Source organism: Caenimonas soli, from assembly GCF_013155545.1.
In the GTDB taxonomy this organism is placed as follows: Bacteria; Pseudomonadota; Gammaproteobacteria; order Burkholderiales; family Burkholderiaceae_C; genus Ramlibacter; species Ramlibacter soli.
In genome coordinates this window covers 72030-96695 of record NZ_JABJVV010000005.1, presented here as the reverse complement: position 1 = coordinate 96695, position 24666 = coordinate 72030, and the positions used below count along the sequence as shown (strand labels likewise).

The 24666-nt window shown below is 63.8% G+C and carries 25 protein-coding genes; 11 read left to right on the top strand and 14 right to left on the bottom strand.

Annotation, left to right across the window (positions count from 1 at the left end):
• Positions 1-19 precede the first annotated feature (19 nt).
• The 5 genes from HNE04_RS09150 to HNE04_RS09130 all read right to left on the bottom strand — a co-directional run bounded on the left by HNE04_RS09150 (position 20) and on the right by HNE04_RS09130 (position 3895).
• Positions 20-466, bottom strand: coding sequence for a hemerythrin domain-containing protein (locus HNE04_RS09150; protein WP_172218233.1), 447 nt, complete (start codon positions 464-466; stop codon positions 20-22).
• A gap of 63 nt (positions 467-529) precedes the next feature.
• On the bottom strand, positions 530-1303 hold the full coding sequence (locus HNE04_RS09145) for a tetratricopeptide repeat protein (RefSeq protein WP_172218232.1): 774 nt from the start codon (positions 1301-1303) through the stop codon (positions 530-532).
• A gap of 15 nt (positions 1304-1318) precedes the next feature.
• Positions 1319-1987: a TetR/AcrR family transcriptional regulator gene (locus HNE04_RS09140; protein ID WP_172218231.1), complete on the bottom strand. Its 669-nt coding sequence runs from the start codon at positions 1985-1987 to the stop codon at positions 1319-1321.
• Between the two features lie 2 nt (positions 1988-1989).
• A complete protein-coding gene (locus HNE04_RS09135) occupies positions 1990-3234 on the bottom strand; it encodes a patatin-like phospholipase family protein (RefSeq protein WP_172218230.1) in 1245 nt (414 codons plus the stop codon).
• A gap of 163 nt (positions 3235-3397) precedes the next feature.
• Positions 3398-3895: a phasin family protein gene (locus HNE04_RS09130; RefSeq protein WP_172218229.1), complete on the bottom strand. Its 498-nt coding sequence runs from the start codon at positions 3893-3895 to the stop codon at positions 3398-3400.
• A gap of 199 nt (positions 3896-4094) precedes the next feature.
• Between HNE04_RS09130 and HNE04_RS09125 the strand changes: the two genes are divergently transcribed.
• The 8 genes from HNE04_RS09125 to HNE04_RS09090 all read left to right on the top strand — a co-directional run bounded on the left by HNE04_RS09125 (position 4095) and on the right by HNE04_RS09090 (position 12807).
• Entirely contained in the window at positions 4095-6080 is a 1986-nt protein-coding gene (locus HNE04_RS09125) for an SDR family oxidoreductase (protein WP_172218228.1), read from the top strand.
• Positions 6081-6158: 78 nt separating this feature from the next.
• The gene (gene rfbB / locus HNE04_RS09120) at positions 6159-7223 is read left to right on the top strand and encodes a dTDP-glucose 4,6-dehydratase (RefSeq protein WP_172218227.1); all 1065 of its coding nucleotides are present in this window, start codon (positions 6159-6161) and stop codon (positions 7221-7223) included.
• Positions 7224-7230: 7 nt separating this feature from the next.
• Positions 7231-8142, top strand: a complete 912-nt coding sequence (rfbD, locus tag HNE04_RS09115) for a dTDP-4-dehydrorhamnose reductase (RefSeq protein ID WP_172218226.1) — start codon at positions 7231-7233, stop codon at positions 8140-8142.
• Positions 8139-8684 carry a dTDP-4-dehydrorhamnose 3,5-epimerase gene (rfbC, locus tag HNE04_RS09110; protein WP_172218225.1) on the top strand — a complete coding sequence of 182 codons (546 nt, stop codon included), beginning with the start codon at positions 8139-8141 and terminating at the stop codon, positions 8682-8684. The genes rfbD and rfbC overlap by 4 nt, the downstream gene beginning before the upstream one ends.
• 9 nt (positions 8685-8693) lie before the next feature.
• Positions 8694-9578, top strand: a complete 885-nt coding sequence (rfbA, locus tag HNE04_RS09105) for a glucose-1-phosphate thymidylyltransferase RfbA (RefSeq protein WP_172218224.1) — start codon at positions 8694-8696, stop codon at positions 9576-9578.
• A 79-nt stretch (positions 9579-9657) separates the two neighbouring features.
• Positions 9658-10509, top strand: a complete 852-nt coding sequence (locus tag HNE04_RS09100; RefSeq protein WP_172218223.1) for a Wzz/FepE/Etk N-terminal domain-containing protein — start codon at positions 9658-9660, stop codon at positions 10507-10509.
• A complete protein-coding gene (locus HNE04_RS09095; protein ID WP_172218222.1) occupies positions 10502-11440 on the top strand; it encodes a glycosyltransferase in 939 nt (312 codons plus the stop codon). Before HNE04_RS09100 ends, HNE04_RS09095 begins: the two co-directional genes overlap by 8 nt.
• Positions 11437-12807 carry a hypothetical protein gene (locus HNE04_RS09090; RefSeq protein ID WP_172218221.1) on the top strand — a complete coding sequence of 457 codons (1371 nt, stop codon included), beginning with the start codon at positions 11437-11439 and terminating at the stop codon, positions 12805-12807. Before HNE04_RS09095 ends, HNE04_RS09090 begins: the two co-directional genes overlap by 4 nt.
• An 8-nt stretch (positions 12808-12815) precedes the next feature.
• Here HNE04_RS09090 and rffA read toward each other — a convergent pair whose 3' ends face one another.
• From rffA to HNE04_RS09050, 8 genes are read right to left on the bottom strand one after another with little or no spacing between them, the layout of a single operon-like run.
• Complete coding sequence (rffA, locus tag HNE04_RS09085) at positions 12816-13946, bottom strand: dTDP-4-amino-4,6-dideoxygalactose transaminase (protein ID WP_407926597.1); 1131 nt, start codon at positions 13944-13946, stop codon at positions 12816-12818.
• Positions 13947-13975: 29 nt separating this feature from the next.
• On the bottom strand, positions 13976-14353 hold the full coding sequence (locus HNE04_RS09080) for an EamA family transporter (protein ID WP_172218220.1): 378 nt from the start codon (positions 14351-14353) through the stop codon (positions 13976-13978).
• The gene (locus HNE04_RS09075; protein WP_235964892.1) at positions 14350-15204 is read right to left on the bottom strand and encodes a glycoside hydrolase family protein; all 855 of its coding nucleotides are present in this window, start codon (positions 15202-15204) and stop codon (positions 14350-14352) included. Before HNE04_RS09075 ends, HNE04_RS09080 begins: the two co-directional genes overlap by 4 nt.
• 60 nt (positions 15205-15264) lie before the next feature.
• A complete protein-coding gene (locus HNE04_RS09070; RefSeq protein WP_172218218.1) occupies positions 15265-15927 on the bottom strand; it encodes an acetyltransferase in 663 nt (220 codons plus the stop codon).
• The gene (locus HNE04_RS09065) at positions 15924-16562 is read right to left on the bottom strand and encodes a class I SAM-dependent methyltransferase (RefSeq protein WP_172218217.1); all 639 of its coding nucleotides are present in this window, start codon (positions 16560-16562) and stop codon (positions 15924-15926) included. Before HNE04_RS09065 ends, HNE04_RS09070 begins: the two co-directional genes overlap by 4 nt.
• Positions 16552-17472: a glycosyltransferase family 2 protein gene (locus HNE04_RS09060; protein WP_172218216.1), complete on the bottom strand. Its 921-nt coding sequence runs from the start codon at positions 17470-17472 to the stop codon at positions 16552-16554. Before HNE04_RS09060 ends, HNE04_RS09065 begins: the two co-directional genes overlap by 11 nt.
• The gene (locus tag HNE04_RS09055) at positions 17469-18164 is read right to left on the bottom strand and encodes a WbqC family protein (RefSeq protein WP_172218215.1); all 696 of its coding nucleotides are present in this window, start codon (positions 18162-18164) and stop codon (positions 17469-17471) included. The genes HNE04_RS09060 and HNE04_RS09055 overlap by 4 nt, the downstream gene beginning before the upstream one ends.
• Before the next feature lie 46 nt (positions 18165-18210).
• Positions 18211-19218, bottom strand: coding sequence for an acyltransferase (locus tag HNE04_RS09050; RefSeq protein WP_172218214.1), 1008 nt, complete (start codon positions 19216-19218; stop codon positions 18211-18213).
• Positions 19219-19290: 72 nt separating this feature from the next.
• On the opposite strand from HNE04_RS09050, the gene HNE04_RS09045 reads away from it, so the two are divergent.
• Complete coding sequence (locus tag HNE04_RS09045) at positions 19291-20613, top strand: oligosaccharide flippase family protein (RefSeq protein WP_328700295.1); 1323 nt, start codon at positions 19291-19293, stop codon at positions 20611-20613.
• A 5-nt stretch (positions 20614-20618) separates the two neighbouring features.
• Here HNE04_RS09045 and HNE04_RS09040 read toward each other — a convergent pair whose 3' ends face one another.
• Positions 20619-22256: a hypothetical protein gene (locus HNE04_RS09040; protein ID WP_172218212.1), complete on the bottom strand. Its 1638-nt coding sequence runs from the start codon at positions 22254-22256 to the stop codon at positions 20619-20621.
• Positions 22257-22346: 90 nt separating this feature from the next.
• Here HNE04_RS09040 and HNE04_RS28390 point away from each other — a divergent pair, with 90 nt between their 5' ends.
• A complete protein-coding gene (locus tag HNE04_RS28390; protein WP_172218211.1) occupies positions 22347-23444 on the top strand; it encodes a glycosyltransferase in 1098 nt (365 codons plus the stop codon).
• Positions 23441-24649, top strand: coding sequence for a glycosyltransferase family 4 protein (locus HNE04_RS09030; RefSeq protein ID WP_172218210.1), 1209 nt, complete (start codon positions 23441-23443; stop codon positions 24647-24649). Before HNE04_RS28390 ends, HNE04_RS09030 begins: the two co-directional genes overlap by 4 nt.
• Positions 24650-24666 lie beyond the last annotated feature (17 nt).

Genomic DNA, 24666 nt, shown 5'->3' with positions numbered 1-24666 from the left:
CAGGTCCGGGATGACAGCTTCAGGCTTCCTTCACCCGCAGCGTCAGGAACTCCGCTTCGTATTCCTTCGCCAGCGACAGTTTCTGGGCTTCGGTCAGAACCTTGCCGGCCTGCTGGAAGAACTTGGTTTCTTCTTCGGACAGGTGGTGCGCGATCTTTTCGCACAGCTTGCGCGCACTCTCCATCCACTGGGCGGAATCGCCGACCAGTTCTTCCAGGTCTTCCACCATCTCGTCCATCTCATGGTGTTCCGCGATGGCATGCCTGGACGCCTCCACCGTGACGTCGTGGTCGAACAGGGGCACGTAGAGGCAGCGCTCTTCCGCGGTTTCGTGCGCGAGCAGCTCGGACTTGAGTTCCTCGAAGATGTCTTGCCGCTCGGGGCTGTCGGCCTGGCTGGCAAGCAAACGGGCCGACAAGGCCCGCTGGGTTTCGTGGCTGACGCGAAGTGCTTCAAAGATGTTCATCCGCGCCATTCTGCGGATGAACGGCGGGCGCGTCTGTAGGCGCGAGGCGCGAAAAACCCGCAGCTAGTCTTGAAGTTCGGCCGTGGCCAGTTCCACGTCCAGCCGCTCCGTGGCGTCCAGGGGCTGGCTGGCCGCGGCCTGCTCATAGAGCTTGGTCGCTTCCTTCATCTTCCTGTCACCTTCGAGCATGACCAGCCCGTTGGCGTACTCGATCATGCCGATGGCTGAAGCAGGGTTGATCTTCAGTGCGTCCTGAAACAATTTCAGGCCCACGTCTTTCTTGGCGCCGTAGGTCATGCCGCCGATCAGCGAGCCGACCTTGTCGATGACTTCGGCATGGAAGGCGGCCAGGGCGATGTGCGCATCGGCATGCTTGGGCTGCAGCTTGATGGTTTTCTCCAGCGCTTCCTTCACCTTGCTGCCAAGGCCCTGTGCCAGTGCCTTGGCGACGCTGATGCCCTGGCTGTAGCGCCCCAGTGCATAGGCCTGCCAGTACCAGGCGTTGGCGTTCTTGGGGTCTTGCGTCGCTTGCGCCTCGGCGCGCTGCGCCACCGCCATGAACAAGTCGAGCTTGGTCTTTTCTTTTTTCTCGAGGTAGTTGGCGTAGATGGCCGTGGCCTTGTTGGCCACGGTGATGCCGTCGCCCCCGCACTTCAGGCCCGCCTCGGCGGCCTGCTGGAACTCGCCGTTGTGGAAGAGAGCCCAGGCTTCCAGGACCTCGAGGTCCTGGGGTAGGGGCTCAGCGTCGCCGGCGTGCAGCCGCGCCCAATGCTTTTTCAGGTTGCCGGAGTCGAACTGGTAGTCGCCCAGGTGGGGAAATGCTGTCCACTTGGCCATTCTGTCTCCTGTTCCTTATGTCTCAACTGTCGAGTTGCTGTAGGCCGCGACGAGCCCCAGCAAATGCATTCGCTGGCCTTGTTCGAGATAGGGTACCAGTAGATTGAGGACATGGTGAGCTCCTCGCAGCAGAGCCACCTGGGCGCTCTCGGGTTCGAGCGCCCGCCGCGGGTCGCGCACGTACTCGTAGCTCAGCCAGTAGGTGAGCACCACCACCATGCTGGTTGCCGTCGCCGGCGCCTCGCGCGAATCGATGCTCACCGCGCCCGAGCGGCTCATGCTGTCGAGCATGGCCTTGATGGCGCGCGTCTTGTTCTTCAGCACCCACTGGAAGTGGGTCTCCAGGCGCCGGTTCTTCGACAGCAGGTCGTTCAGGTCGCGGTAGAGAAAGCGGTACTGCCAGATCAGCTCGAACAGGGTGTGCATGAAGAACCAGGCGTCTTCCACATCGCGCACCCCATCGCTGGCGTTGAGCAGCTCGCTCAGTGACCGTTCGTAACGATCGAACAGCGAGTTGATCAGTTCGTCCTTGGCCGGATAGTGGTAATAAAGGTTGCCCGGGCTGATGTTGAGTTCGGCCGAGATCAACGTGGTCGATACGTTCGGCTCGCCAAAGCGATTGAACAGGTCGAGCGTCACCTCCAGGATGCGCTCGGCCGTGCGGCGGGGGGCCTTTTTTGCCATGCTCAGCGCGCCCGCTCCAGCGCCGGCTGCATCGCGCGGCCGAGATCTTCCATCACCTCCTGCAGCGAGACGATGGCTCGGCCGATACGAGTGGGCGGCTTGCGCAAGGCCACCAGGTGCCTGCGCGGGTCATCCAGCACATCGCCGCGCAGGCTGATGCCGTGGCGGGCCAGTTTCGTGCCGAGGCTGGTGCGGCGCGAACGCAGCATGGCGCGCGTCGTCTGGTACGCATGCTCGGCCAGCTGGCGGCGCTGGCCGTAGCTGAAGGTGTTGGCAAGGTACAGCTCGGGGTCGCGATGGTCGGGCTCGATCAGCACGATGTCGGTCTTGGGGTAGGCGCGCTCATAGTGCTTCATGCCCAGCTCCATGCGCGAATGAATCATGGAACGGAAGGTCTGGCTCAGCACTGCAGGCAGGCCGCCATCGACGATGCGCGGAATGCGGCGCTTTTCGCGCGGCAATCCGCCCTGCATGACCTTGGCCGCAGTCGATTCTGTCGAGTTGAAGGGCACCAGGGGGTTGAGGCACAGCATGAGGTCGATGCCGTCGTCCAGTGCCACCGAGGCGTGCAGGGTCTTCTTCAAGGCGCCGTCGACGAAGTAGTGGGCGTCGATCTCGACCGGCGGAAACAGCCCGGGGAGCGCGGAACTGGCCTGCACGGCCTTGGAGATCGGCACATGATCCCAACCGGGCCGCCCGAACGGCGCCGCTTCACCGGTGTCCAGGTTGGTGGCTACCAGGGTGAGCTGGGCCTTGAGCTTGCGAAAATCGTTGGTTCGGCCGTCGCGCGAGAACAGCAGCGCCAGCCGCCGGTCGATCAGGTCGTTGGAAAAAATGCCGGTGGGCAGGCTGGGGCCGAGGCGCTCCAGCGAATGGGTGAGCGACCTGCGCCCTAGCGTGCCGCGCCACAGCGCCGATGCGGCCAAGCCGGGGAACATGATGGCGCGCCGGGCGAACTCGCCATAGGCCGGCACCATCAACCACGAAGGATCGAAGACGTCGCTGGCCCGGTCGTCGTTCTCGATGAAGGAAGCGCAGAGTTCGCGCGGCGACATGCCGTTGGCCAATCCGGCTGCGATGAATCCGCCTGCGGACACGCCGACATAGTGGTGCAGGGCCGTGAGGTCCAGGCCTTCCAGGGCTTCGTCCAGCGCGCACAGGGCGCCAATCTCATAGATCGCGCCCAACGGACCGCCTCCAGCAAGTGCAAGCGCTACTTTCGGCGAGGGCGATTTTTTGATACTCATGTGCGGGCAGTGTAGGGGGCTTGGTTAGCGTTCCGTGCTGCATTGCAGCAAAGCAAGCGGGCATACTCAACCGCCCTCGGTTGCGCATTCACTAACAACTGCGAAGCTTGTTATGTGAATGCAAAAAGGGCGCCGAAGCGCCCTGCATGCAAGTGTTCGAGTCTCAAGCCGACTTGCGGGCCGAAGCGCGCTTGGCAGCCGGCTTGGCGGCGCCGTTGGTGGCGCTTCGCGGAGCGGCACCGGTCTTGGCGCTCAGCTTGGAGACGTTGCGATTGAGCTCATCGATGCGAGCGATCAGCACATCGATGTCTTTGGCGGACGGCACGCCCAGCTTGTTGAGGGCCTTGGATACGCGGTCTTCGAAGATGTTTTCCAGCTTGTCCCACTGTCCCGACGCCTTGGAAGAGATGTCGGTGGCCATCGTGGCCATGCGATTGGTGGCTTCCGAGATCTTCTCTTCGGCAGCGGCCTGGGTTTTGCGCTGGATGGACATACCTTCCTTGACCAGGGAATCGAACACCTTGGTGCCTTCTTCCTGCGCCTTGGCGAATGCGCCCAGGCCGGCCAGCCAGATTTGCTGGGCGGATTCCTTGACGGTGCCCGACAGCTGGGCGGCGGTGTTCTTTTCGGCGGATGCGGATTTTTGGGTTTTCTTGACCATGGTGAACTCCAGACAAAATGAATTGGGGATGGGGGCACTTTAAGGCTTGGGCCTGCCCCCGTTTAGGTGCCGCTTCCTAAACCGCTAGGCGGTCAACCCTAGCCGGCGCGCGGGTTTGTGCGGAATGATCGCGGCTTGGCTTTGCGCAAGAATGCCCGCAAAGCAAAATCAGAAAACCAATTCCTCCGGAGATCTTCCAATGCACTATTTCGTCACCGGCGCGACCGGTTTCATCGGCAAGCGCCTGGTCAAGAAGCTGCTCGAGCGCAAGGGCTCGGTGGTGCATTTCCTGATCCGCAAGGAGAGCGAGGGCAAGGTTCCCGCCTTGCGTGAGTACTGGGGTGTCCCGGCGGCCCGCGCGGTGCCCGTGTTCGGCGACCTCACCAGCAAGAAGCTGGGCGTGGCCGCCGACGACGTGAAAAGGCTCAAGGGCCAGATCGACCATTTCCACCACCTGGCCGCGGTATACGACCTGTCCGCCGACGAGGAAAGCCAGATCGCCGTCAACGTCGAGGGCACGCGCAACACGGTGGAATTCGCCAAGGCCATCGATGCGGGGCACTTCCATCACGTCTCGTCGATCGCCGCCGCAGGCTTGTATGAAGGCGTGTTCCGGGAAGACATGTTCGACGAGGCCGAGAACTACGAGCATCCGTACTTCCTGACCAAGCACGAGAGCGAGAAAATCGTCCGCAAAGAGTGCAAGGTGCCCTGGTCGGTCTATCGCCCCGCCATGGTGGTGGGCGACAGCCAGACCGGCGAGATGGACAAGATCGACGGGCCTTACTACTTCTTCAAGCTGATCCAGCGCATGCGCCAACTGCTGCCGCCGTGGCTTCCGGCCGTGGGCCTGGAGGGCGGGCGCGTCAACATCGTGCCGGTGGACTTCGTCGTCAACGCGCTCGACTACCTGAGCCACAAGGCCGACATCAACAAGCGCTGCTTCCACCTGGTGGACCCGGTGGGTTACCGCGTGGGCGACGTGCTGGACATCTTCAGCCGCGCGGCCCACGCGCCCAAGATGAACCTGTTCATCAATGCGGCCTTGCTCGGGTTCATTCCCAAGAGCGTGAAGAAGGGCTTGATGGGCGTGGCGCCGGTGCGTCGCATCCGCAGCGCCATCATGAAGGACCTGGCCTTGCCGGAGGACATCCTCACCTTCGTCAACTACCCCACGCGCTTCGACAGCCGCGAGACGCAGGCGGCGCTCAAGGGCTCGGGCATCGAAGTGCCCAACCTGAAGGATTACGCCTGGCGGCTGTGGGACTACTGGGAACGCCACCTCGACCCGGACCTGCACATCGACCGCACGCTCAAGGGCACCGTGGGCGGCAAGGTGGTGCTGATCACCGGGGGCTCCTCCGGCATCGGCCTGGCGGCTGCGCACAAGTTCGCCGAGGCGGGGGCGATCACGGTCATCTGCGGCCGGGACCAGGACAAGCTGGACGAGGCCTGCAAGGAGGCCAAGGCGAAGGGCTATCAGTTCGTCGCTTACGCGGCCGACATCGCCGACATGGCCGATTGCGACCGCTTCATCCACCTGCTGGTGGAGAACCACGGCGGCGTCGATTTCCTGATCAATAACGCCGGCCGCTCGATCCGCCGGGCCATCGAGGCCAGCTACGACCGTTTCCACGACTACGAGCGCACCATGCAGCTCAACTATTTCGGCTGCCTGCGCGTGACCATGGGGCTGTTGCCGGGCATGGTGGAAAAGCGCAAGGGACACGTGGTCAACATCAGCTCGATCGGTGTCTTGACCAACGCACCGCGCTTCTCGGCCTACGTCGCCTCCAAGGCGGCGCTGGACGCGTGGACCCGCTGCGCGTCCAGCGAATTCGCCGACCAGGGCATCAGCTTCACCACGATCAACATGCCGCTGGTGCGCACGCCCATGATCGCGCCGACCCAGATCTACAAGAATGTGCCGACGCTGGCACCGGAAGAGGCGGCCGACATGATCGCCGAAGCCTGCATCGCCAAGCCGGTGCGCATCGCCACGCGCCTGGGCATCACCGGCCAGTTGCTGCACGCGCTGCTGCCGCGCGTGGCGCAGATCGCCATGAACACGAGTTTCCGCATGTTTCCGGATTCGTCGGCCGCCAAGGGCGAGAAGGGCGCCAAGCCCACGTTGTCGCCGGAAGCGATCGCGATGCAGCAGATGATGCGGGGGATCCACTTCTGACAGCGTAACGCCGCACCCCTGCAAAGGCGCCTTTGGGCGCTTTTTTGATGTGAAATGCCAATGAGATAATGATTCTTCATGATTTTTGTCACCGGCGGCGCCGGCTTCATCGGCAGTAACTTCGTCCTGGACTGGCTCGCGCGCAGCGAGGAGCCGGTTCTCAACCTCGACAAGTTGACCTATGCCGGCAATCCCGAGAACCTTGCTTCGTTGCAAGGGGACGCGCGCTATGCCTTCGTTCACGGCGACATCGGCGACGGGGAACTGGTCGCGCGGCTGCTGCGCGACCACCAGCCGCGGGCGGTGATCAACCTCGCGGCGGAGTCTCACGTCGATCGTTCGATTCACGGCCCGGCGGCATTCGTCCAGACCAACGTGGTCGCAACGTTCCATCTGCTGGAGGCAGTACGGAACTATTTCGCGGGGCTGCAAGGCGAGCCGCGCCGGCTGTTCCGCTTCCTGCATGTGTCGACCGACGAAGTCTTCGGCTCGCTCCAGGCCTCGGATCCGGCGTTTCGCGAGGACAACGCCTACCAGCCGAACAGTCCGTACTCTGCCAGCAAGGCGGCCAGCGACCACCTGGTGCGCGCCTACCACCACACTTACGGCTTGCCGGTGCTCACGAGCAATTGCTCGAACAACTACGGCCCTTTCCAGTTTCCGGAAAAGCTGATCCCCCTGATGATCGTCAACGCGCTCGCGGGCCAGAACCTGCCGGTCTATGGCGACGGCCTCCAAAGGCGGGATTGGCTGCATGTCGCGGATCATTGCGAAGCTCTCCGGCGGGTGCTGGAAGCGGGGCGGCCAGGCGAGACCTACAACGTGGGCGGGCGCAATGAGCTCGCCAACATCCAGATCGTCCAACGGGTGTGCGACCTGCTCGATGAGCTGGCGCCCAGGGCCGGGGGCAGCTTTCGCGGTCTCATCACCCACGTCGCCGACAGGCCTGGGCACGATCGCCGCTATGCCGTCGATGCGAGCAAGATTGCGACCGAGTTGGGCTGGCGGCCCGCGCATACCTTCGAGGAAGGGATTCGCCAGACGGTGCAGTGGTACCTCGACCGGCCGGGTTGGGTGGAAAGGGTGAAGACAGGGGCTTACCGCGAGTGGGTCCAGGCCCACTACCAAGGTTCCCTGCAGTGAGGCCGCAGTGAAGATCCTCCTGTTTGGCAAGAGCGGCCAACTGGGCTGGGAGCTGGAGCGCAGCCTGGCGCCCTTGGGGGAGGTGGTTGCCCCGCGCAGGCAAGACTCCGAACTGTGTGGCGACCTCGTTGACCTCGAAGGCGTTGCACAAACCGTGCGCAAGGTCCGGCCGGAGGTCGTCGTCGTGGCCGCCGCATACACGGCGGTGGACCGCGCCGAAGACGAGGCCGCAATCGCAGGCACCATCAACGCCGAGGCGCCCGGTGTCCTTGCGGCGCAGGCGCAGGCCTTGGGAGCGTGGCTGCTGCATTTCTCGTCCGACTACGTGTTCGATGGAAGCGGCACATTGCCTTGGCGTGAAGCCGATGCCGCACGGCCGTTGAGCGAATACGGCAGATCCAAGCTGGAGGGTGAGCGGCGGGTGGCAAGCCAATGCGAGCGCCACCTGATTCTTCGCACGAGCTGGCTGTACTCCGCCCGTGGCGCCAATTTCGCCACCGCGATCCTGCGGCAGGCGAGGGAGCGCGACCACATGCAGGTGGTCGACGACCAGGTCGGTGCGCCGACCAGTGCCGAACTGCTGGCAGACGTGTCGGCGCATGTGTTGCGTGACGCCATGGCCAAACCCGGCCTCGCGGGCCTCTATCACGTGGCCGCCGAGGGCGAAACCACCAGGCACGGCTATGCGCGCTACTTGCTGGAACGGGCGGCCCAGGCCGGCGTGCCGCTCAAGACAGCCCCCGGGCGGATCGAGCCGGTGCCCACAAGCAAGCTCCCCGGCGCAGCCGAGCGGCCTCTGAACTCACGGCTCGATACGACCAAGCTGCGCAGCGCGTTCGGTTTGCGCCTGCCTCACTGGACGCAGGGTGTCGATCGAATGGTGGCGCAAGCCATCGGGACGGTGGAGACGAAGGCATGAGGGTGGTGCCCTGTTCCATTCCAGATGTCCTCCTGATCGAACCCAGAGTGTTCTATGATGCTCGGGGATTTTTCTTCGAGAGCTTCAATCAGCGTGAGTTCAACCGGGCGACCGGGCTGGATGCCTCGTTCGTGCAGGACAACCATTGCTGCTCGCACGAAGGCGTGCTGCGCGGCCTGCACTACCAGTTCGCGCGGCCCCAGGGCAAGCTGATTCGCGTCGTGCGCGGCGCGGTTTTCGACGTGGCGGTGGATCTTCGCAAGTCATCGCCCACGTTCCGCCAGTGGGTTGCAACCGAACTGAGCGCACAAGAACACCGGCAACTCTGGATACCACCGGGTTTCGCGCACGGTTTCCTCGTATTGAGTGAAACCGCCGAATTACTCTACAAGACGACCGACTACTATGAACCTGCGGACGAACGGCGTATTGCCTGGAATGAGCCGAGCATCGGCGTCCAATGGCCGCTGCGGCGCGAGCCGGTGCTGTCAGCGCTCGACGCCGCGGCAGGCGGGCTGGACACGGCATCCCTATTCGACTGAGAGCGGCATATGACCCAACGCAAAGGCATCATCCTCGCGGGCGGACTGGGCTCACGGCTCCATCCCGCTTCATTGGTGGTCAGCAAGCAGTTGATGCCGGTGTACGACAAGCCCATGGTGTATTACCCCTTGAGCACCTTGATGCTTGCCGGCGTTCGCGAGATCCTGCTCATCAGCACGCCCCGCGACTTGCCGCTGTTCCAGCAACTGCTGGGTGACGGCTCGCAGTGGGGGCTCGACCTGCAATATGCGGAGCAGCCCTCGCCGGGCGGCTTGGCGCAGGCATACCTCATCGGCGAAAAATTCCTGAACGGCGCTCCGAGTGCGCTGATCCTGGGCGACAACATCTTCTATGGCCACGAACTGGGCGGCCTGCTGACGCACGCCGCCGCCAATGCGGGTGCGACGGTTTTTGCCCATCGGGTGAGCGATCCCCAGCGATACGGCGTGGTGGCCTTCGGCCCCGACGGCAAGGCCATCAGCATCGAGGAAAAGCCCAAGCAGCCCAAGAGCCATTTCGCCGTGACGGGGCTTTATTTTCACGACCAGGATGCTCCCACGATCGCCCGCACCCTTCAGCCGAGCGCGCGTGGTGAACTGGAAATCACCGCGTTGAACCAGGTCTATCTGGAGCAAGGGCGGCTGCAGGTCAAGATCATGCATCGCGGCTACGCCTGGCTAGACACCGGCACGCACGAAAGCTTGCTGGAGGCCGGCCAGTTCATCGCTACGCTCGAACACCGGCAAGGCTTGAAGATCGCCTGCCCGGAAGAAACCGCCTGGCGCTGTGGCTTCATCTCCTCGGCCCAACTGGAAACCCTGGCCCAACCGTTCATCGGCAATGGGTACGGCCAATACCTGCTTCAACTCCTGCACGAGACTGCCACCCGCTGATCGGCCTCGGTTACTACTGAATCAAAGACAAAGCATGCAAGAACAAGTTGTACCTACATCCCCGAGCGCTGGCAGGGACGTGCTCGACACCCTGCTGGTGCTGGCCAAGAATTTAAAGCTCCTGCTCGGGGTGCCGCTGGCGGTGGGGCTGGTCGCTCTCGCGGTCGCCTATGCGCTGCCGCAGGGTTACGCCAGCACGGCGATAGTCGGCGTCCCCACTGGGCCCACCGCAACGATCACGCCGCAGCAGGCAGCCTCACTTATTGTGTCGCCTGTTGTGCTGGATTCCGTGATCGATACGCTTCGACTGAGCCCCGGCCTGCCACGCGACGACGCCCGACTCGCCCTGGCCGAGCGGGTCAAAACCAGCGTCGGGAAAGATCTTCTCGTGCGGCTCGAGGTGATAGCCCCCACCCCTGAGCAGGCGCAGCAAACCGCCAACACCATTCTGAGCGCCTGGCTGAAAAGCACCGTGCCCAGCGACCGGGAAAAAGCGGACCTCAAGCAAAAACTTGCCCACGCCTCCGCTGCGCTAGCCAACGTACAGCAGGCGCTCAAGCAGCTGGTCGTCGAAAACCCCGCCGCCGCGGGCCCGGCCGGCCGCAAGGAAGGCAGCCTCTCTTTGGTGGCCATCGGCGAGTTGGGGGATCGCTACCTGGAACAGGTGCTTGCGATCCCGCGGCAACTGGAGGGCCTATCGCCGGACGTGATCAAACAGGCGCCCACCTTGCCCACCAAGGCCGTAACGCCCAGAAAGGCCAGGATCGCCGTCATCGCGGCCCTGGCCGCCGGCGCGGCGGTGCTTGCTTACCTGTTGCTGCGCCAGATGCTCGACGCGGCCATGCAGGATGCGCGCACTGCCGAGAAGTTACGGCGCCTGCGGCAGTCGTTGCCCGGCGGGCACAAGAACCGGGACCGCATCGATGGGTGATGCTGCAATTCTTACCCTGGTGACGCCCGCGTACAACCAGGGCAATTACCTTGCCGAAACCATCGACAGCGTTCTGGCCCAGGACTACGCCGCGATTGATTACCAAGTCATCGACGACGGGTCCACCGACAGCACACCCCAGGTTCTCGAGCGGTACGCGGGACGTCTGCAGGCGGAGCGCCAGGCCAACCTGGGCCAGGTGCGCACGCTCAACAAGGGCTGGGCACGCGCGTCCGGCAAGTACTTGGGCTATCTCAGTTCCGACGACACGCTCTACCCTCGCGCTGTCAGCAAATTGATCGCCGTGCTCGAAGCCGACCCGGGCATCGCCTGCGTGTTCCCCGACGCCGACCTGATCGACGAGCAGTCGCGAGTGATCAAACGAGGCGTCTGCAGGCCCTTCGATCTCGCAGAACTTGTCGTGAGGCAGGAGTGCTACATAGCGCCTGGTGCGATTTTCCGGCGCTCGGCGTTCGAAGCCGTTGGCGGATGGAAACCCGAATTGCGGCTCGCACCCGACCGCGAGTTCTGGATGCGGCTGGCCACGCAGGGGCGCATCCACTTCCACCAGGAATCGCTTGCCGGCTACCGGATGCACCCCAAGTCCATCTCGTACAAGGACGTGTCGGAGGAGACCTCCCGCGAATACATCCGCGTGCTGGACGACTACTTCAGCTCGCCGGGCGTTCCGGCAGACATTGCAGCGCGCAAGGCTGAGGCCTATGGCTACGCGACCCTCATCCTGGCGCGCAACCGTTTTCGCGCCGGGGATCTGCGGCGCGGGGCGCAGCTCTACCAAGAGGCATGCTCCCTGCACCCGCCCTTGGGCGCCGCCGGCGTCAAGGCGCGCCTGCTGCGTAACGTGATCAGCAAGCCAGTCCGGATCGCGATTGCCGGGCTGCGCTCCGCTTTCAGAGCCGCCGGTTCATGAACTCCGGCGGGCTGACGCGGCGCAAGTGGCTGCTGCCGCTGATATTTTTTCAGCTGTATCTCACCGTCACCGTCGTCCTTTTCTTCTGGGGTCCCTGGCCTTGGGAGCCCAGCCAGCCCACCGTGCTTTTCGCCTATCTGGTGCTTGCGCAGTTCGCAATCGCCTTCGGCTACCTGAAGGCGTGGAAGAGGGTCAATGCGATACCGGCGTCGACTTTCGATACTGCCGAAAGTGACCGCCGTGCCGTCGCCTTCATCAAGCTGGGCGCGATAGTCACCTTCCTGCTGCTGGTACCCACTTCGCTTTCGCGAACAGGCGAGTTGCTGCCCGGCCTGCTGGCTGGGATCGCCGACCCGGGCGCGGTCTACAACGCCAATTTCGAACGGCTGCAGGCCGGCAATCCCTACGTGATCGTCGAGTACCTGCGAATGCTGCTGTCGCCGCTGCTGGTGGGCATCGTGCCCTTGGCCGTGGTCTATTGGTCCCGCCTTTCCGGCGGGCTGAAACTGGCCTGCCTCGTCGCCATCGCCTTTCATCTTTCGCTCTACGTGGCGACCGGAACCAACAAGGGCATTGCCGATTTCGCCATCAGCGTGCCGTGGCTGATCTTCCTCGGGGTGTCGATCGGAACGCTGAAACTTCCGGTGTCCAACCGCACGCTGGGCATCGCCTTTGCCCTGCTGTTCATGGCTTTCCTGGCGTTTTTCGGCGCAGGACAGACACAGCGCGAAGGCGGAGTCGGCGAGCTCGGCGTCTTCAACACGGGCTTTTCCATCATCGAAGCCGATCGCTTCGACAGCGTCTCCGTCCACATGAGCGAAGCCCAGCGGGTTATCTATGAATCCTTGGCGCGCTACCTGGGGCAGGGCTACTACGCGCTGTCCATGACCTTCGAGCTGGATCACTCGACAACATGGGGTTTCGGCCATTCCATGTTCCTGGCCCGAAATGCCGATGAACTTTTCGGCACGACCCACTTCACTGCAGGTTCCTTGCCGGGCCTGCTGGAGGATGAAACCGGCTGGGGCATGCTCGCCCTCTGGCACTCCATCTATCCCTGGCTGGCCTCGGACTTCGGATTTACCGGTGCGCTGGTCGTGCTGGCGGGGTTCGCCTACATCTTCGGCCTGAGCTGGGGCAGGGCACTCGCGGGTGCCGGGCACTGGCCCGTCATCATGGTCTACCTGCTGTTCGTGCTGTTCTACTACGTGCCCGCCAACAACCAGATCTTCCAGACCGCAGAAACCTGCGCCGTGTTCTTCCTGGTGCTTATGGGCTGGGCGCTGAGCGGCGCAGCAGCTCGCATCCAGCCCGCAGCCCAGAGTCCCGACCTGCCGCCGGAGCAGGAGGCCGGTGCCTTGCGGTAATCGCAGGCTTAGACCGCCAAGGCCTCGGCCAGCGCTGCCGCTGTTTGCTCCAGGTGCTCTTGCTTCAGGCCCACCCACATCGGCAAGCGGACCAGCTGGCTCGAGATGGTGTTGGTCACCTTGAGGTCGCCTGATGCCCGCCCCAATCGAAGCCCGGCCGGAGCGCTGTGCAACGGCACGTAGTGGAATGCCGCGCCGACGCCCGAGCGCTTGAGCGACTCCAGCACGGGTTGCCGCGCCATGCCTGGCTTCAACAGCACGTAGTACATGTGGCCGTTGTGCTGGCAGTCGGCCGGAACGATGGGCCGGCGCAGCAGGCCCCGGGCTTCCAGCGGCTCGAGCAAGGCGTGGTATTTCTCCCAGATAGCCAGCCGCTCGTCCGTGATCCGCCTGGCTTCTTCGAGCTGGGCCCACAGAAAAGCTGCCACCATCTCGCCCGGCAAGAAGGAGGAGCCGACGTCCTGCCACGTGTACTTGTCGACCTCGCCGCGGAAAAATCGGCTGCGGTCCGTGCCTTTCTCTCGGATGATTTCCGCGCGCGTGGCAAGCGCCGGATCGTTGACGAGCAGGCTGCCGCCTTCGCCCGAAATCACGTTCTTGGTTTCGTGGAAGCTGTAGGCGCCCAGGTCGCCGATGCCTCCAAGCACCCGCCCTTTGTAGGTAGCCATCACGCCCTGGGCCGCATCCTCCACGACCCTCAGCCCATGGCGCCGGGCGATGGCCATGATCGCGTCCATGTCGCACGACACGCCGGCATAGTGGACCGCCACGATCGCCCGCGTGCGCGACGTGATCGCTTCCTCGATCAGGCTCTCATCGAGATTGAGCGTGTCCTGGCGCACATCGACGAAGACGGGCACGGCGCCTCGCAGCACGAACGCATTGGCCGTGGATACGAAGGTGTACGAGGGCATGATGACCTCGTCGCCCTGCGCAATATCGAGCAGCAAGGCGCACATTTCGAGCGCCGCCGTGCACGAATGGGTCAGAAGAGCCTTGCGGGTCCCGGTGTTTTGCTCCAACCACGCATGGCAGCGCTTCGTGAACGGGCCGTCGCCGGCCAGCATGTGGTTGAGGTTGGCTTGAGCAATGTGTTCGAACTCCTTGCCGGTCATGTAGGGACGGTTGAAGGGGATCACGTCAGGTGCACTCCATCATGGAAGTTGGGTCAACCGCGGGCGGCGACGATGGTGCCGGCCACGATCAATGTGACGCCCACCAGCTTTTGCAGCGACAGGGGTTCACTGAGCAGCCAGCCGCTCAGCAAGACCACCAGCACGAAGTTCAGGCTCATGAACGGGTAGGCATGGCTCAAATCGAACTTGGTCATGGCGGCCATCCAGGCCAGCGAAGCCAGAAAGGCGGCGGCGAAGCCGGAGAATATCAGCGGGTCCAGCAGGAGGTTCAGGAGGAACCCCAGCTTCTTGCCATGTTCGACCGGCATGGAGCCGAAATGTGCGATGCGCCACTTGAGAATCAGCTGGCCATAGACCGTGAATCCCATGGTGGCGGCGATGTAGAGGTAGTCGGCCCAGCGCTGGGTCATTCCGCCTCCAGGACGGCCAGGCCGAATCCGGTCTTGCCGTACCCATTTCCGTTATAGAGCATGTAGCGCTTCCCGCGATGATCGAACACGAAAGGATATTCGATCATTTCACTGTCCCAGCCGCTTGCCGATACGTCGATGCCGGACTCACTGTCCTTGCGCAGCCAGGTTCGTCCGTCGGGGGATTCCGCATAGCCGATGCGGTACGCTTCACCTCGGTGGGAGTACCACATTTTCCAGAGGTCGCCGTCGCGCAGGACGCAGGGCCGCGAGATGGCGTACTCGCCCGGCCCCGAGAAGTCGATCGCGACAGAGCCCTCCCTGAGCCAATGGATGCCGTCGCGCGACTCGGCATATTTGATGTGATAGCTGTGCCTGGGCTGTCCGGGTGCGCCTGACCATCCCGTGCACGACAGGTACCACATGCGCCAGAAGCCCTTTTCTTCGAGCACGCAGCAACTGGCACAGAAATGGGGTTCGGTCATCGTGCGATCGACGATGGGGCCGTTGGCGAACCGGCTGAAAGAGCTGCCGCCGTCGCTGGTGGCCAGTCCGATCGAATTGCGAAACGGGACGGTGACGCCGAGATTCCAGCCTATGTAGTACAAGTGCCGCCTGCCGGCGCTCTGGGTCAGCCAACTCGCCATGGCTCCGCTGTCATCGAATTCGCCCAGTTCGCCGGGCACCAGCACGGGGTCGGGCGCTATCTCGATCACTTGCGTCGGGCGGGTGATGTCGAGGACCAGGGAGCCGGTATGCGACCTGTTGGCCGAGTCACGCGTGCTGAAGTAGATGCGAAACAGATCCCCGCCAAGTGCCTCGGCGATAGGAACCGCCGCATGCGAGCGCATCCATGGCACATCTCCAGCTGGAGCGAAAACGCGACCGAGCTTCTTCCACCTCATGGGAGCTCAGATCTTGCGCAGGCGCGTGCTGGGCACTCGCGAGCGCTCGGTTGCGCTGCCGATGTAGACGCCCTCGGGGGGAGCGTCGCTCAGCAGCAGCGCGCCGGCGCCGACGATGCAGCGCTCGCCCACCTGAATGTGATCGCGCAGGGTGGCGTTGACCCCGATGAAGCAGGCCTCGCCGATGTCGACCCCGCCGGAGACGACCACGTGCGAGGAGATGAAGCAGTGGTCGCGAATGGTGCTGTGGTGGCCGATATGGTTGCCGCTCCACAGCGTCACGTTGTTGCCGATGCGCGCGAACGGCTGGATGGTGTTGTCTTCCAGGATGAAGCAGTTGTCGCCGATCTGGCCGCCATTGAGCACCGTCGCGCGGGGGCTGACATAGCTCGCCAGGCGATAGCCCAGCGCAAGCCCGGCTAGGTACTTCTGCTTTCGCAATTCGTTCAGGCCCGCATAGGCGAGTGCCACGAAAAGGTCGTGGGTCGCCGCGGGAAAGCGCTGCTCTATCTCCTCGAAGGCAACCACGGGAAGCCCGCAGAACTCGTCGGATTTCTGGAATGCGCGATCCACCGCGAAACCGGCAACCTGTCGCGAATCCTGGGTGAAATAGTAGTGGGCAAGTTGCGCGATCTCGCCGGTTCCGAAGATGACCAGGGGCTTGTTCATTGCGGCTTTCTCACCAGCATCGTGAATTCGTACAGGCCGTAGTCATGCAGCAACGCAACCTGGCGCGAGTAGCGGCGCTTGCAGAAATCGAACAGGCGGCAAGGGTCGGCATAGAAGAGATGGTCCCGCATCTTGTCAGGATCCGAGTACGAAGTCAGGCAGTTGAATGCAAAGCCGCGCCGGCTGGTGCGGTCCAGCGTGTCGAGGGTGGCCAGCAGGTACTCTTCCCATTGCGCATTGTCCCGCCCCATCCTCACGTTGAAGATGCCGCTGGCAATGCCGAAGTCCGCCACCCCGGGCGGCTCGGACGCCACCACCAGCCGGATGCCCGCCGTTTCCTTCGGCAGGCGGCGCGCCGCGGCGTCGATCATCTCCGCCGCGACATCGCAGCCGGTATAGGAGAAATCCGACCAGCCGTCCCGCAGGAAGTCGTACAGCGCGCCATAGCCACAGCCGAGGTCATTGACCGAAAAGCCCGCGGGAACGTCCACGATGCGCGCCAGCTGCTCGAAGCGGAGGCGCTGACTCTCCTCGCCGTTCCAGTCGACCCCGCGCGCGGTTTCTCCGTGCAGAGCAAGCGTGGAGGCATAGTAGCCGGCCACGTCGGCCAGGATGCTTTCGTCATTAGCGGCCATAGACCTGCCTTACGATCGTGTAGGGGCGCTGCTTCGTCTCTGAGAATATCTTGGACAGGTAGATGCCCACGACGCCGATGAAGGAAATGACCAGACCGCCCAACAGCCAGATCGAAGCCATCACCGAAGTCCAGCCACTGAGTGGCTTGGCAAAGAAGGTCCAGCTGACCACCAGCCAGAACGCGTAGCCGCAGGCCACCAGAAAGATGGCAAGGCCGATGTAGAAGATGGCTATGAGAGGAGCGTTACTGAAGGAGGTGACGGAATTGACCAGGAGCGACATCTTTCGCCGCAATGTGTAGGTGGTTTCGCTGGTGCCGCCCTTGAGCACCACCTGCGGATGCTGGTCGAATCCGGTGATGAACCACAGGCCGGCCATGAAGACCTCACGCTCGCCGTGCGTCAGCAGGCTGTCGACGTAGCGTCGCGTCATCAATCGCGCGGTCACAACGTTCTCGGGGAGCGCCAAGCCGGTCAGCGCCCGGAAGAAGCGGTAGAACCATTGCCCGCTCCAGCGCTCGAACAGTCCGCCTTTGCGGCGCTCCTGCACGCCGTACACGACATCGCAGCGCTCCTCATCCATCTGCCGGGCGAAGGACAGCAGCCACTCCGGCTCCTCTTCGAGGTCGCTATCGATCAGCCACACGCGCTCGCCGCGCGAATGTGCCAGCCCGGTCATCATCGCCTTGTGGTGGCCGAAATTTCGCGACAGGTCCACGACGACGATGTGCGGGTCGGATGCGCCCAGGCGCACTGCCCGTTGCAGGCTGTCGTCTGGGGAGCCATCGTTGACCAGGACCAATTCGTAATCTTCACCCGCAAGCTGGCGCGCCGCCGCGGACGCGCGCGCGCAGAACTCATCCACATACGGGCCCGACTGGTAAAGGGTCGCGACGATTGACAGTTTCATGCCGTAACGTGTTTCATGTAGCGAGGAGCTTCACTGCCGCAATTGAACAACAGGTCGAGGATCGAGACATTGTGGACAAACTCGCCCCACAGCTGGGGGTAGGGAGGGTAGCCGCCGTACTCGAACCAGGCGAGGTCCAGGCCGCGCTCGGTGAACACATTTTCGTCGATGTAGTCCTTGGCCGAAGGGCCCGATACATATCGGGCGCCACCTGCCTGGGCGCAAAGGCCGGCAAGCCGCTCTGTCTTCCCTTCTTCCAGCTCGTAGTCCCATGAGTTGGTGATGAGGGTCTTGATCCCCAGAAAGCGGCATACCGCCTCGATGAGAGTTCGGTTGAGCGTGCTCAGGTGGGCGGGTGGCTCAGCGAGAAAGATGGGTTCAAGCCAGGCAGCCACCTCGTCGAAACGCTTCGCCCGGCGGTAGTTCTGGCAAAGCGCCTTCCAGTGCTGTGGCGCCCATTCGGTGCCGTCGATCTCCGTTTCCCGGATGCTCTGGTGATACTTGCCCTTGACCTTCACCGGCACCGTCAACCAGTGCAGCCCTTGCGGCGTCTTGATCTGGTTGCGGTTTCGCCAATCGCGCCGGGTGTACTGCATGTCGTCGAAGAGGATGAATTCATCCACCGACGCAATGAGGTCGAAATATCCCTTCCACGGAATGTAGTTCGACTGCAACACGGCGACGCTTTTCATATGGCGCTATTGTCGTACAGGCGCTGCGGGCCGCTGCCGGCGGGACTCAGACGAAACGGCGAGCGGGTTTGATCAGGCGAACCGCGAAGATGATCGCGAATGAAACCACGAAGACCCCGGCTGCGACGGCGGGGGTGACGAGCCAGGGATTTCCGGCGGCGGCAGTCCACCCCTTCCTCTGGAACAGCGGGTCGATCACGAACACGTGCAGCCCATAGATGCCGAGCGAGCAGTCGGCAAGGGTGGAGAGCAGTTTCGAAGGCGCCCCGGGGCGCATGGCCATGACAGCCGAGAAAAGGCCATAGGCGGCGGCCACCACAAATGGCGACAGGTAAACGAGGAAGAAGTCGCAGGACTTGCCGAAGTGGCGCGACAGCAGATAGTTTCCGGCCATCGTCGCGACGGATGCGGCCAGGAAAATCGCGAATCCGGTCGTCCTGCCGGCCTTCCCCTCGGCGATGTAGGCCCCCAGCATCAGGTAGCCCACATAGCCGCCGAAATACGAGAGGTGGTAGGTGACCGGAAGGCGGTCAAAGGCGATGTAGCCTTCGCAGTGCAGGTTGAATAGCAGGTTCTGGGCCGTCGGAATCAGTGAGGCCACAACGAGCCACACTGCGATGAACCAGCCTTGTTCGCGCCGGGTGCTGTGCTGATGAAACTTCCGCAGGACCGGCACCAGTGCATAGAGCCCAACCAGCGCATAGAAATACCAAAGGTGGAACATGGTGGGGCCCTTCAGGATCGCCAGGGCCCAGTTGCCTGTGGCCACGCCGTTCCGGTGCAGCCACCACAGGTAAAACACCGACCATAAGAGCAGCGGCGGCACGATCCGCAAGAAGCGCTTGCCGAAGAAAACGCGTAGTGGCTCGTCCACGCGCAGCAGGCTGGCCCCGGCGATCATGAAGAACAGCGGTACGCATGAGCGCACCAGCGAGTCATATACGTTGCCCGCCCACCACCGGCCGTCCCAAGTGCCGAAAACCTGGCCGGAGACATGCAGCATGACCACCATGAAACATGCCAGGACCCGCAGCAGGCTCAGTCTTCTATCCATTTGTTTTTTTCCGGTTTTCCCGCTGAGGGGGCATGGTAGAGTCACAGCCCCCTATCTCTAACCCACAGCGCCGTGCTCAGGAACATAGGCAGCAATATCGTAGGCACGATTCTGCCAGCCGCCGCTGCGCTCATTGCAGTCCCCATGCTGGTGGGCCATCTGGGTATGGGCGTCTTCGGCGTCTTTTCCATGCAGGTGGCGGCGCTGTTCTTCTTCGGGTTGTCCGATTTCGGCATCTCGCGCGCCATCGTGCTGCTCTCGTTCGACGACCGATTCTCGGCAGGCGAAGGCTGGCTGCGTCCCTACCGGATCGGCTTGCGGTACAGCGCCGCGCTGGCGGCGATCGTTGCGATCCTGGGGCTTCCGGTCAGCGCGCTGCTATACCGATGGCATCCCGCGCACGTCGATGGGCAGGATTTGGCGCTTTCCACGGGCCTCATGTTCTTGAGCGCGGCAATCATGCTGCTGTCCCAGGCGCCGCGCGCGGTGCTAGAGGCGCAGCAGCGTTTTCTGCTGGCCAATCTGATCCGCGGCCCGGCGGCGGCGGCGATCTTCATCGCTCCGCTGGGCGCCCTGCTGGTCAGCAACACGTTGACTTCGGCAGCCCTGAGCATTCTTGTCACACGGGTCATGGCCGCAGCATGCTACTTCTGGGCGTGTGGCGTGGTGCCGGCGGGCGCGGCGACCGCGGACCGCGAGCTTCGGCTCGCATTCCTGCGCAAGGCGGGCTGGCTGGGACTCACCAATGTGCTGTCGATGCTCATCGCCTACATCGACCGATTCATCCTGGGCGCCATGGGTTCCACGATCATGGTGGGCCAGTTCGTCATCGCCCAGGAAGTGGTCACCAAGATGTGGATCGCCTCGGGGGCGGTCATTTCCGCCGCCATGCCGCGCCTGGCTTCACAGCGCGAGGCCTCGCAAGCGGGGGAACTGCGCAAGACGACACGCCAGCTGGTAGCCATCATGTGGATCGCCGGGGTTTTGCCCGCCGTGATCCTGATCCTGTTCGGCGGGCCCATCCTCAAGCTCTGGTTACGCGGCAACTTCGACCCGGCTTCGGTATTGCCGCTGCAAATCATGGCGGCCGGCGTGGGCATCAACAACCTCACACAGATCAACTTCTCGCTGCTGCAAGTGCACGGGGGCGAGCAGCGGGGAGCTTTTCTGCAAGTCTTTCACGTGCTGTTCGTGTGCGTGGCTCTGGCTTTGCTGGTCCCGCCATTCGGCATCAACGGCGCGGCGATCGCCTTCACCGCCCGGTTGATGGTCGACTCGCTGCTGGTGCGCCAGCTCCTGAGCGGCTGCGATGAGAATGGCCGCACGATGGGTGTCGGGAACCTCATGCTGGCCGGCTGCGGCAGTTTACTGTTGTGCCTGTTGGTCGTTGCCTGAGCGGGTCACGGCGCCGCCCGCCTGCGCAGCAAGGTGGCGAAGCCAAGGTCGGCGAAGGGCCGGTACTCGCCATCGCTCCTGAGCCGGTCGACCAGCGGATCGCCGGCAAGCGCTGATTTCCTGAGCAACATGACGACGTCTGGCCGTTGGCCGGTGGCCTCCCAATACCTGAACGTGGGCGTCCGGTCGTGGGCTGCGCTGGCCGAAGCGGGCGGCAGCCATACCGAGTTCACCGCGGGGCGCACGCCGGCCAACAGATAGCCCGCCGGAAAATCACTGAAAACCAGGATGCGGTCCCGCGGACCGATCAGCGGGAGGGCATCCCGGGCGAAGGTCTCGATGAATGAGAGCTTCTCCGGCGTTGTGCGGATGCCCTTGAAAGGGCCCGCCGCGACCCGCTCCGTCAGCTTGGGCAGTTGCACAGGCTCGCCGTAGAAGTCCGCATAGCCGCCCTCGAGCAAAGGCACGATGACGACCAGGGGGACCGCCAGGGCCGTGGTTTCAAGGACGAGGGCGGCCAGCCGGTTCGCAGCCGGAAGCTCGCGCAGGGCCAGCTGTATCAGAACAACAGCGGCCAATGCGGCCGGGAACATGCCGATGCATGCATTGGCCGCGCCATTGCTGCTGGACCAGGCCGTGGCGAAGCCGCCGGCGAATGAAGGGATCCAGACCCAGCGCATCAGGTCGCGAGCGAAGGGATGGCGCGCGAGGAACGGGTAGGCGAGGCCCCCCAGGAGCGCGATCGCGACGATCATGTAGAGCGAGGCCGTGCCGTTTGCGCCATTGTTGTAGGCCGCGAGCAGCAAGGGCGGCGCATCGCGCCAGAATCCGAACGCCACATCCGCCAACTTGCCCATGCCGCGCCCCTGGCCGTCAAAGGAGGCCAAATAGGCGGCCATCGGCGGCAAGCTCTCCAGACCCGCCCGCCAGAGCAGCCAAAGAGGAACCATGGCCGCTGCCAAGCCGCCGCCCAGGTAGGCGGACCAGAGCCGGCGGTGCCTGCCGGGCCTGCGGCCAAAGAGCACCATGACCGCAAAAACGAGCGCGGCGGCCGCCAGCGGGGGATAAACTAAAATGGCCAGGCTGTGGCTGACGCCGCACAGGAACCAGGGCCAGGCATGCGCCGGGCGCTCCTCGCGGGCGCACAGGCTCAAGAAGCAGCCCGCCGTCAGGAAGCCGCAGCCCATGGTGTTGTAGCTCAGCCCATGAATGTTGAAAGGGACGAACACAAGGCATATGCAAGCCGTGAGTAGCGCAGCCTGCCAGTGCAGGGCGCGGCGAACGGCCAGGAAGACCGAAAGCCCGACCAGCGCCGTGAAGCCAAGATGAAGGTGGCGTGTGAACAGGACGATGCCCTCGGCGCCGCCCGAGAGCCAGAGAAACAGGCGAACCAGCGGCAGGACCAGCACCCCGGCAAATTGCGCCAGGCTTTGTTCGTCTTTCAGAGGGATGTCGCCCAGGGCGAACCGCAAGGGCAGTGCCACGTAGAAGGCCTCGTCCGTGAAGTCGACGCCGTAGTAGAGGCGGTGCCAGCTCAGGAGCAGCGTTGCAAGCGCCGCCGCGAGGGCGACGGCAGTTCCGACGTGGCGAGCAGCTCCGATCGTGTCTGGCAGGGCGGGCTGCGGCTGATGTTTCCGTTCCAAGTGTGAATCCAAACTGTTTTACCGGCGGCGCAGCGCGCGCTGCAAGAACTCTCGATTATGAAGAATGGAAGCGATCCGTTTGAGCGTGGCGTGCCTCGCGACCCCATGACCGGCAATGAGCGGCCGGGCCGTGTGTTCCTGAGCGCCTTCGCGGTGCATTTCGGCGGCGGCTTGGTGCTGTTGAAGGCCCTCGTGCAAGGATTGGGCGGCTCGCTCAAGGACGCCTTGATCGACGAGCGCGCGGGCGCCGAAATCTCGATCCATCCGGAGACGGTTAGCGTTCAGTACGTGCGGCGAAGCATGATTGCGCGATGGTTGGGGCTGATGGCGCTTTCTGCGCGCACCCGGCCCGGCGACGTGCTGTTCTGCTTCAACAGCCTCCCGCCAGTAAGAAGGCCGCTTGGCCGCGTCGTGAACTATGTCCATGCGCCCTATATCGTCGGCCGCGATCCCCAGGTTCGATATCAGTGGTTCTCGGCACTGCGCCAGTCGATCGAACGCATGTGGTTTCGCGCCGGAGTGCGCAACTGCGACGAGGTCTGGGTGCAAACACCGACCATGGCGCGGGCCATGCGGGCGGCCTACCCCGGCACCGTGGTCCACGTGGTGCCGTTCGTCGACGATCAATTGGCCGAGGCGCTGCGCGCACTCGCCGCCGATGACCCCAAGGCAGGAGCGAGCGCGGACCACGCCGCGCACAGCTTCTTCTATCCGGCAGACGGTGTGGCGCACAAGAACCATCCCAACCTCCTCAAGGCCTGGACCTTGCTGGCGGCCGATGGCCTGTACCCCAAGCTGTTCCTGACGCTGCGGCCCGGCGAGATGGAAGCGGCGCTGCTTGGCGCGGGCGTGCGGAGTGGCGAGCTGCCATCGGTGGAAAACCTGGGGCGTTTGCCCAGGCAGGAAGTGCTGGAGCGGATGAGCCAGAGTTCGGCGTTGATTTTTCCTTCGCGGGCCGAGACGCTGGGACTGCCCCTGCTCGAAGCGCGCGCATTGGGCGTTCCAATCCTTGCTTCGGAACGCGATTTTGTCCGTGACGTGTGCGAGCCGGCGCAGTCCTTCGATCCCGGTTCCCCCGCTTCGATCGCCTGCGCCGTGCGGCGCTTCGTCGAAGGACAGGTGGCGCCGACAACTCAGTACTACTCCGCGGATGAGCTCGTCCAGAGGCTGCTGGCCGGCGCACCATGAAGGTCTTGATATTGAGCCAGCATTTCTGGCCGGAGTCCTTCCGCATCAACGAAGTGGCGGCGCAGCTTCGTGACAACGGCTGCGAAGTGAGTGTGCTGACCGGCAAGCCCAACTATCCCCAGGGGGATGTGTTTCCGGGGTACCGGGCAAGCGGGACCCAGCGCGAAGACTTCGCGGGCATTCCCGTCTACCGCGTACCGCTGGTCGCGCGCGGCCGGGGCCGGGCGGTTGAACTGGCGCTGAACTACCTGTCGTTCATCTTTTTCGCCAGCCTGCTCGGTCCCTGGCTGCTGCGCGGGCAGCGCTTCGATGTCATCTTTGTCTACGGCACTTCCCCGATCCTCCAGGCCATCCCGGGCGTCTTCCTGAAGTGGCTGAAAGGAGCGAAGCTGGCCGTCTGGGTGCAGGACCTGTGGCCGCAAAGCCTGGAGGTGACTGGCTTCGTGCGCAATCGCCGCGTTCTGGCCGCGGTCGCCAAGGTGGTGAGCTGGATCTATCGGCGCGCCGATCTACTGCTCGTGCAGTCCCATGCATTCATCGGCGCCGTCAAGGACATGGCCGGCACCACCCCCGTGGAGTACTACCCGAACCCTGGGGAGGCCGCACTGCACCAGCGCGGCCTCGTGGACGAGCCTGGCCCGCAGCTGGAGCCGGGCTTCAACCTCGTCTTCGCCGGAAACATGGGCACGGTGCAGTCCCTGGATTGCGTTCTGGACGCGGCCCAGCTGCTCTTGCCCTACGAAGACGTGCGCGTGGTCCTGGTGGGCAGCGGCCGCCGCAGCGAGTGGCTCGAGAACGAGGTGGCCCGTCGGAGCCTGCGCAATGTGCAGCTCGCCGGCCGCTTCCCCCCACAGGCCATGCCGGACCTGTTCGCCCAGGCGTCGGCCCTGCTGGTGAGCCTGGTGAGCGATCCCGCCATGAACCTGACGGTTCCCAGCAAGCTCCAGGCCTACCTGGCCGCCGGACGGCCCGTGATCGCGTCGCTGGACGGCGAGGGCGCCCGGGTGGTGAGTGAAGCAGGGGCGGGGTTTGCCTGCAGGGCGGAGGACCCGGCAGCGCTGGCCCAGGCGGTGCTCAGCCTGCGTGCGATGGCGCCAGCCGAGCGCGAAGCCATGGGGCGGGCCGGGCGCGACTATTACCTGGCGAATTTCGACCCGGCGCCCCTGGCGCTGCGGCTGGCGGCCCGTTTTCGTGAGTTGCAATAATGATGGTTTTTGATTTT

What these genes read in the sequence shown, in the direction of transcription:
- HNE04_RS09150 (WP_172218233.1), bottom strand. Translation starts at nt 466, where the DNA reads ATGAACATCTTTGAAGCACTTCGCGTCAGCCACGAAACCCAGCGGGCC.
- HNE04_RS09145 (WP_172218232.1), bottom strand. Translation starts at nt 1,303, where the DNA reads ATGGCCAAGTGGACAGCATTTCCCCACCTGGGCGACTACCAGTTCGAC.
- HNE04_RS09140 (WP_172218231.1), bottom strand. Translation starts at nt 1,987, where the DNA reads ATGGCAAAAAAGGCCCCCCGCCGCACGGCCGAGCGCATCCTGGAGGTG.
- HNE04_RS09135 (WP_172218230.1), bottom strand. Translation starts at nt 3,234, where the DNA reads ATGAGTATCAAAAAATCGCCCTCGCCGAAAGTAGCGCTTGCACTTGCT.
- HNE04_RS09130 (WP_172218229.1), bottom strand. Translation starts at nt 3,895, where the DNA reads ATGGTCAAGAAAACCCAAAAATCCGCATCCGCCGAAAAGAACACCGCC.
- HNE04_RS09125 (WP_172218228.1), top strand. Translation starts at nt 4,095, where the DNA reads ATGCACTATTTCGTCACCGGCGCGACCGGTTTCATCGGCAAGCGCCTG.
- rfbB (WP_172218227.1), top strand. Translation starts at nt 6,159, where the DNA reads ATGATTTTTGTCACCGGCGGCGCCGGCTTCATCGGCAGTAACTTCGTC.
- rfbC (WP_172218225.1), top strand. Translation starts at nt 8,139, where the DNA reads ATGAGGGTGGTGCCCTGTTCCATTCCAGATGTCCTCCTGATCGAACCC.
- rfbA (WP_172218224.1), top strand. Translation starts at nt 8,694, where the DNA reads ATGACCCAACGCAAAGGCATCATCCTCGCGGGCGGACTGGGCTCACGG.
- HNE04_RS09095 (WP_172218222.1), top strand. Translation starts at nt 10,502, where the DNA reads ATGGGTGATGCTGCAATTCTTACCCTGGTGACGCCCGCGTACAACCAG.
- HNE04_RS09090 (WP_172218221.1), top strand. Translation starts at nt 11,437, where the DNA reads ATGAACTCCGGCGGGCTGACGCGGCGCAAGTGGCTGCTGCCGCTGATA.
- HNE04_RS09080 (WP_172218220.1), bottom strand. Translation starts at nt 14,353, where the DNA reads ATGACCCAGCGCTGGGCCGACTACCTCTACATCGCCGCCACCATGGGA.
- HNE04_RS09075 (WP_235964892.1), bottom strand. Translation starts at nt 15,204, where the DNA reads ATGCGCTCGCATGCGGCGGTTCCTATCGCCGAGGCACTTGGCGGGGAT.
- HNE04_RS09070 (WP_172218218.1), bottom strand. Translation starts at nt 15,927, where the DNA reads ATGAACAAGCCCCTGGTCATCTTCGGAACCGGCGAGATCGCGCAACTT.
- HNE04_RS09065 (WP_172218217.1), bottom strand. Translation starts at nt 16,562, where the DNA reads ATGGCCGCTAATGACGAAAGCATCCTGGCCGACGTGGCCGGCTACTAT.
- HNE04_RS09060 (WP_172218216.1), bottom strand. Translation starts at nt 17,472, where the DNA reads ATGAAACTGTCAATCGTCGCGACCCTTTACCAGTCGGGCCCGTATGTG.
- HNE04_RS09055 (WP_172218215.1), bottom strand. Translation starts at nt 18,164, where the DNA reads ATGAAAAGCGTCGCCGTGTTGCAGTCGAACTACATTCCGTGGAAGGGA.
- HNE04_RS09050 (WP_172218214.1), bottom strand. Translation starts at nt 19,218, where the DNA reads ATGGATAGAAGACTGAGCCTGCTGCGGGTCCTGGCATGTTTCATGGTG.
- HNE04_RS09030 (WP_172218210.1), top strand. Translation starts at nt 23,441, where the DNA reads ATGAAGGTCTTGATATTGAGCCAGCATTTCTGGCCGGAGTCCTTCCGC.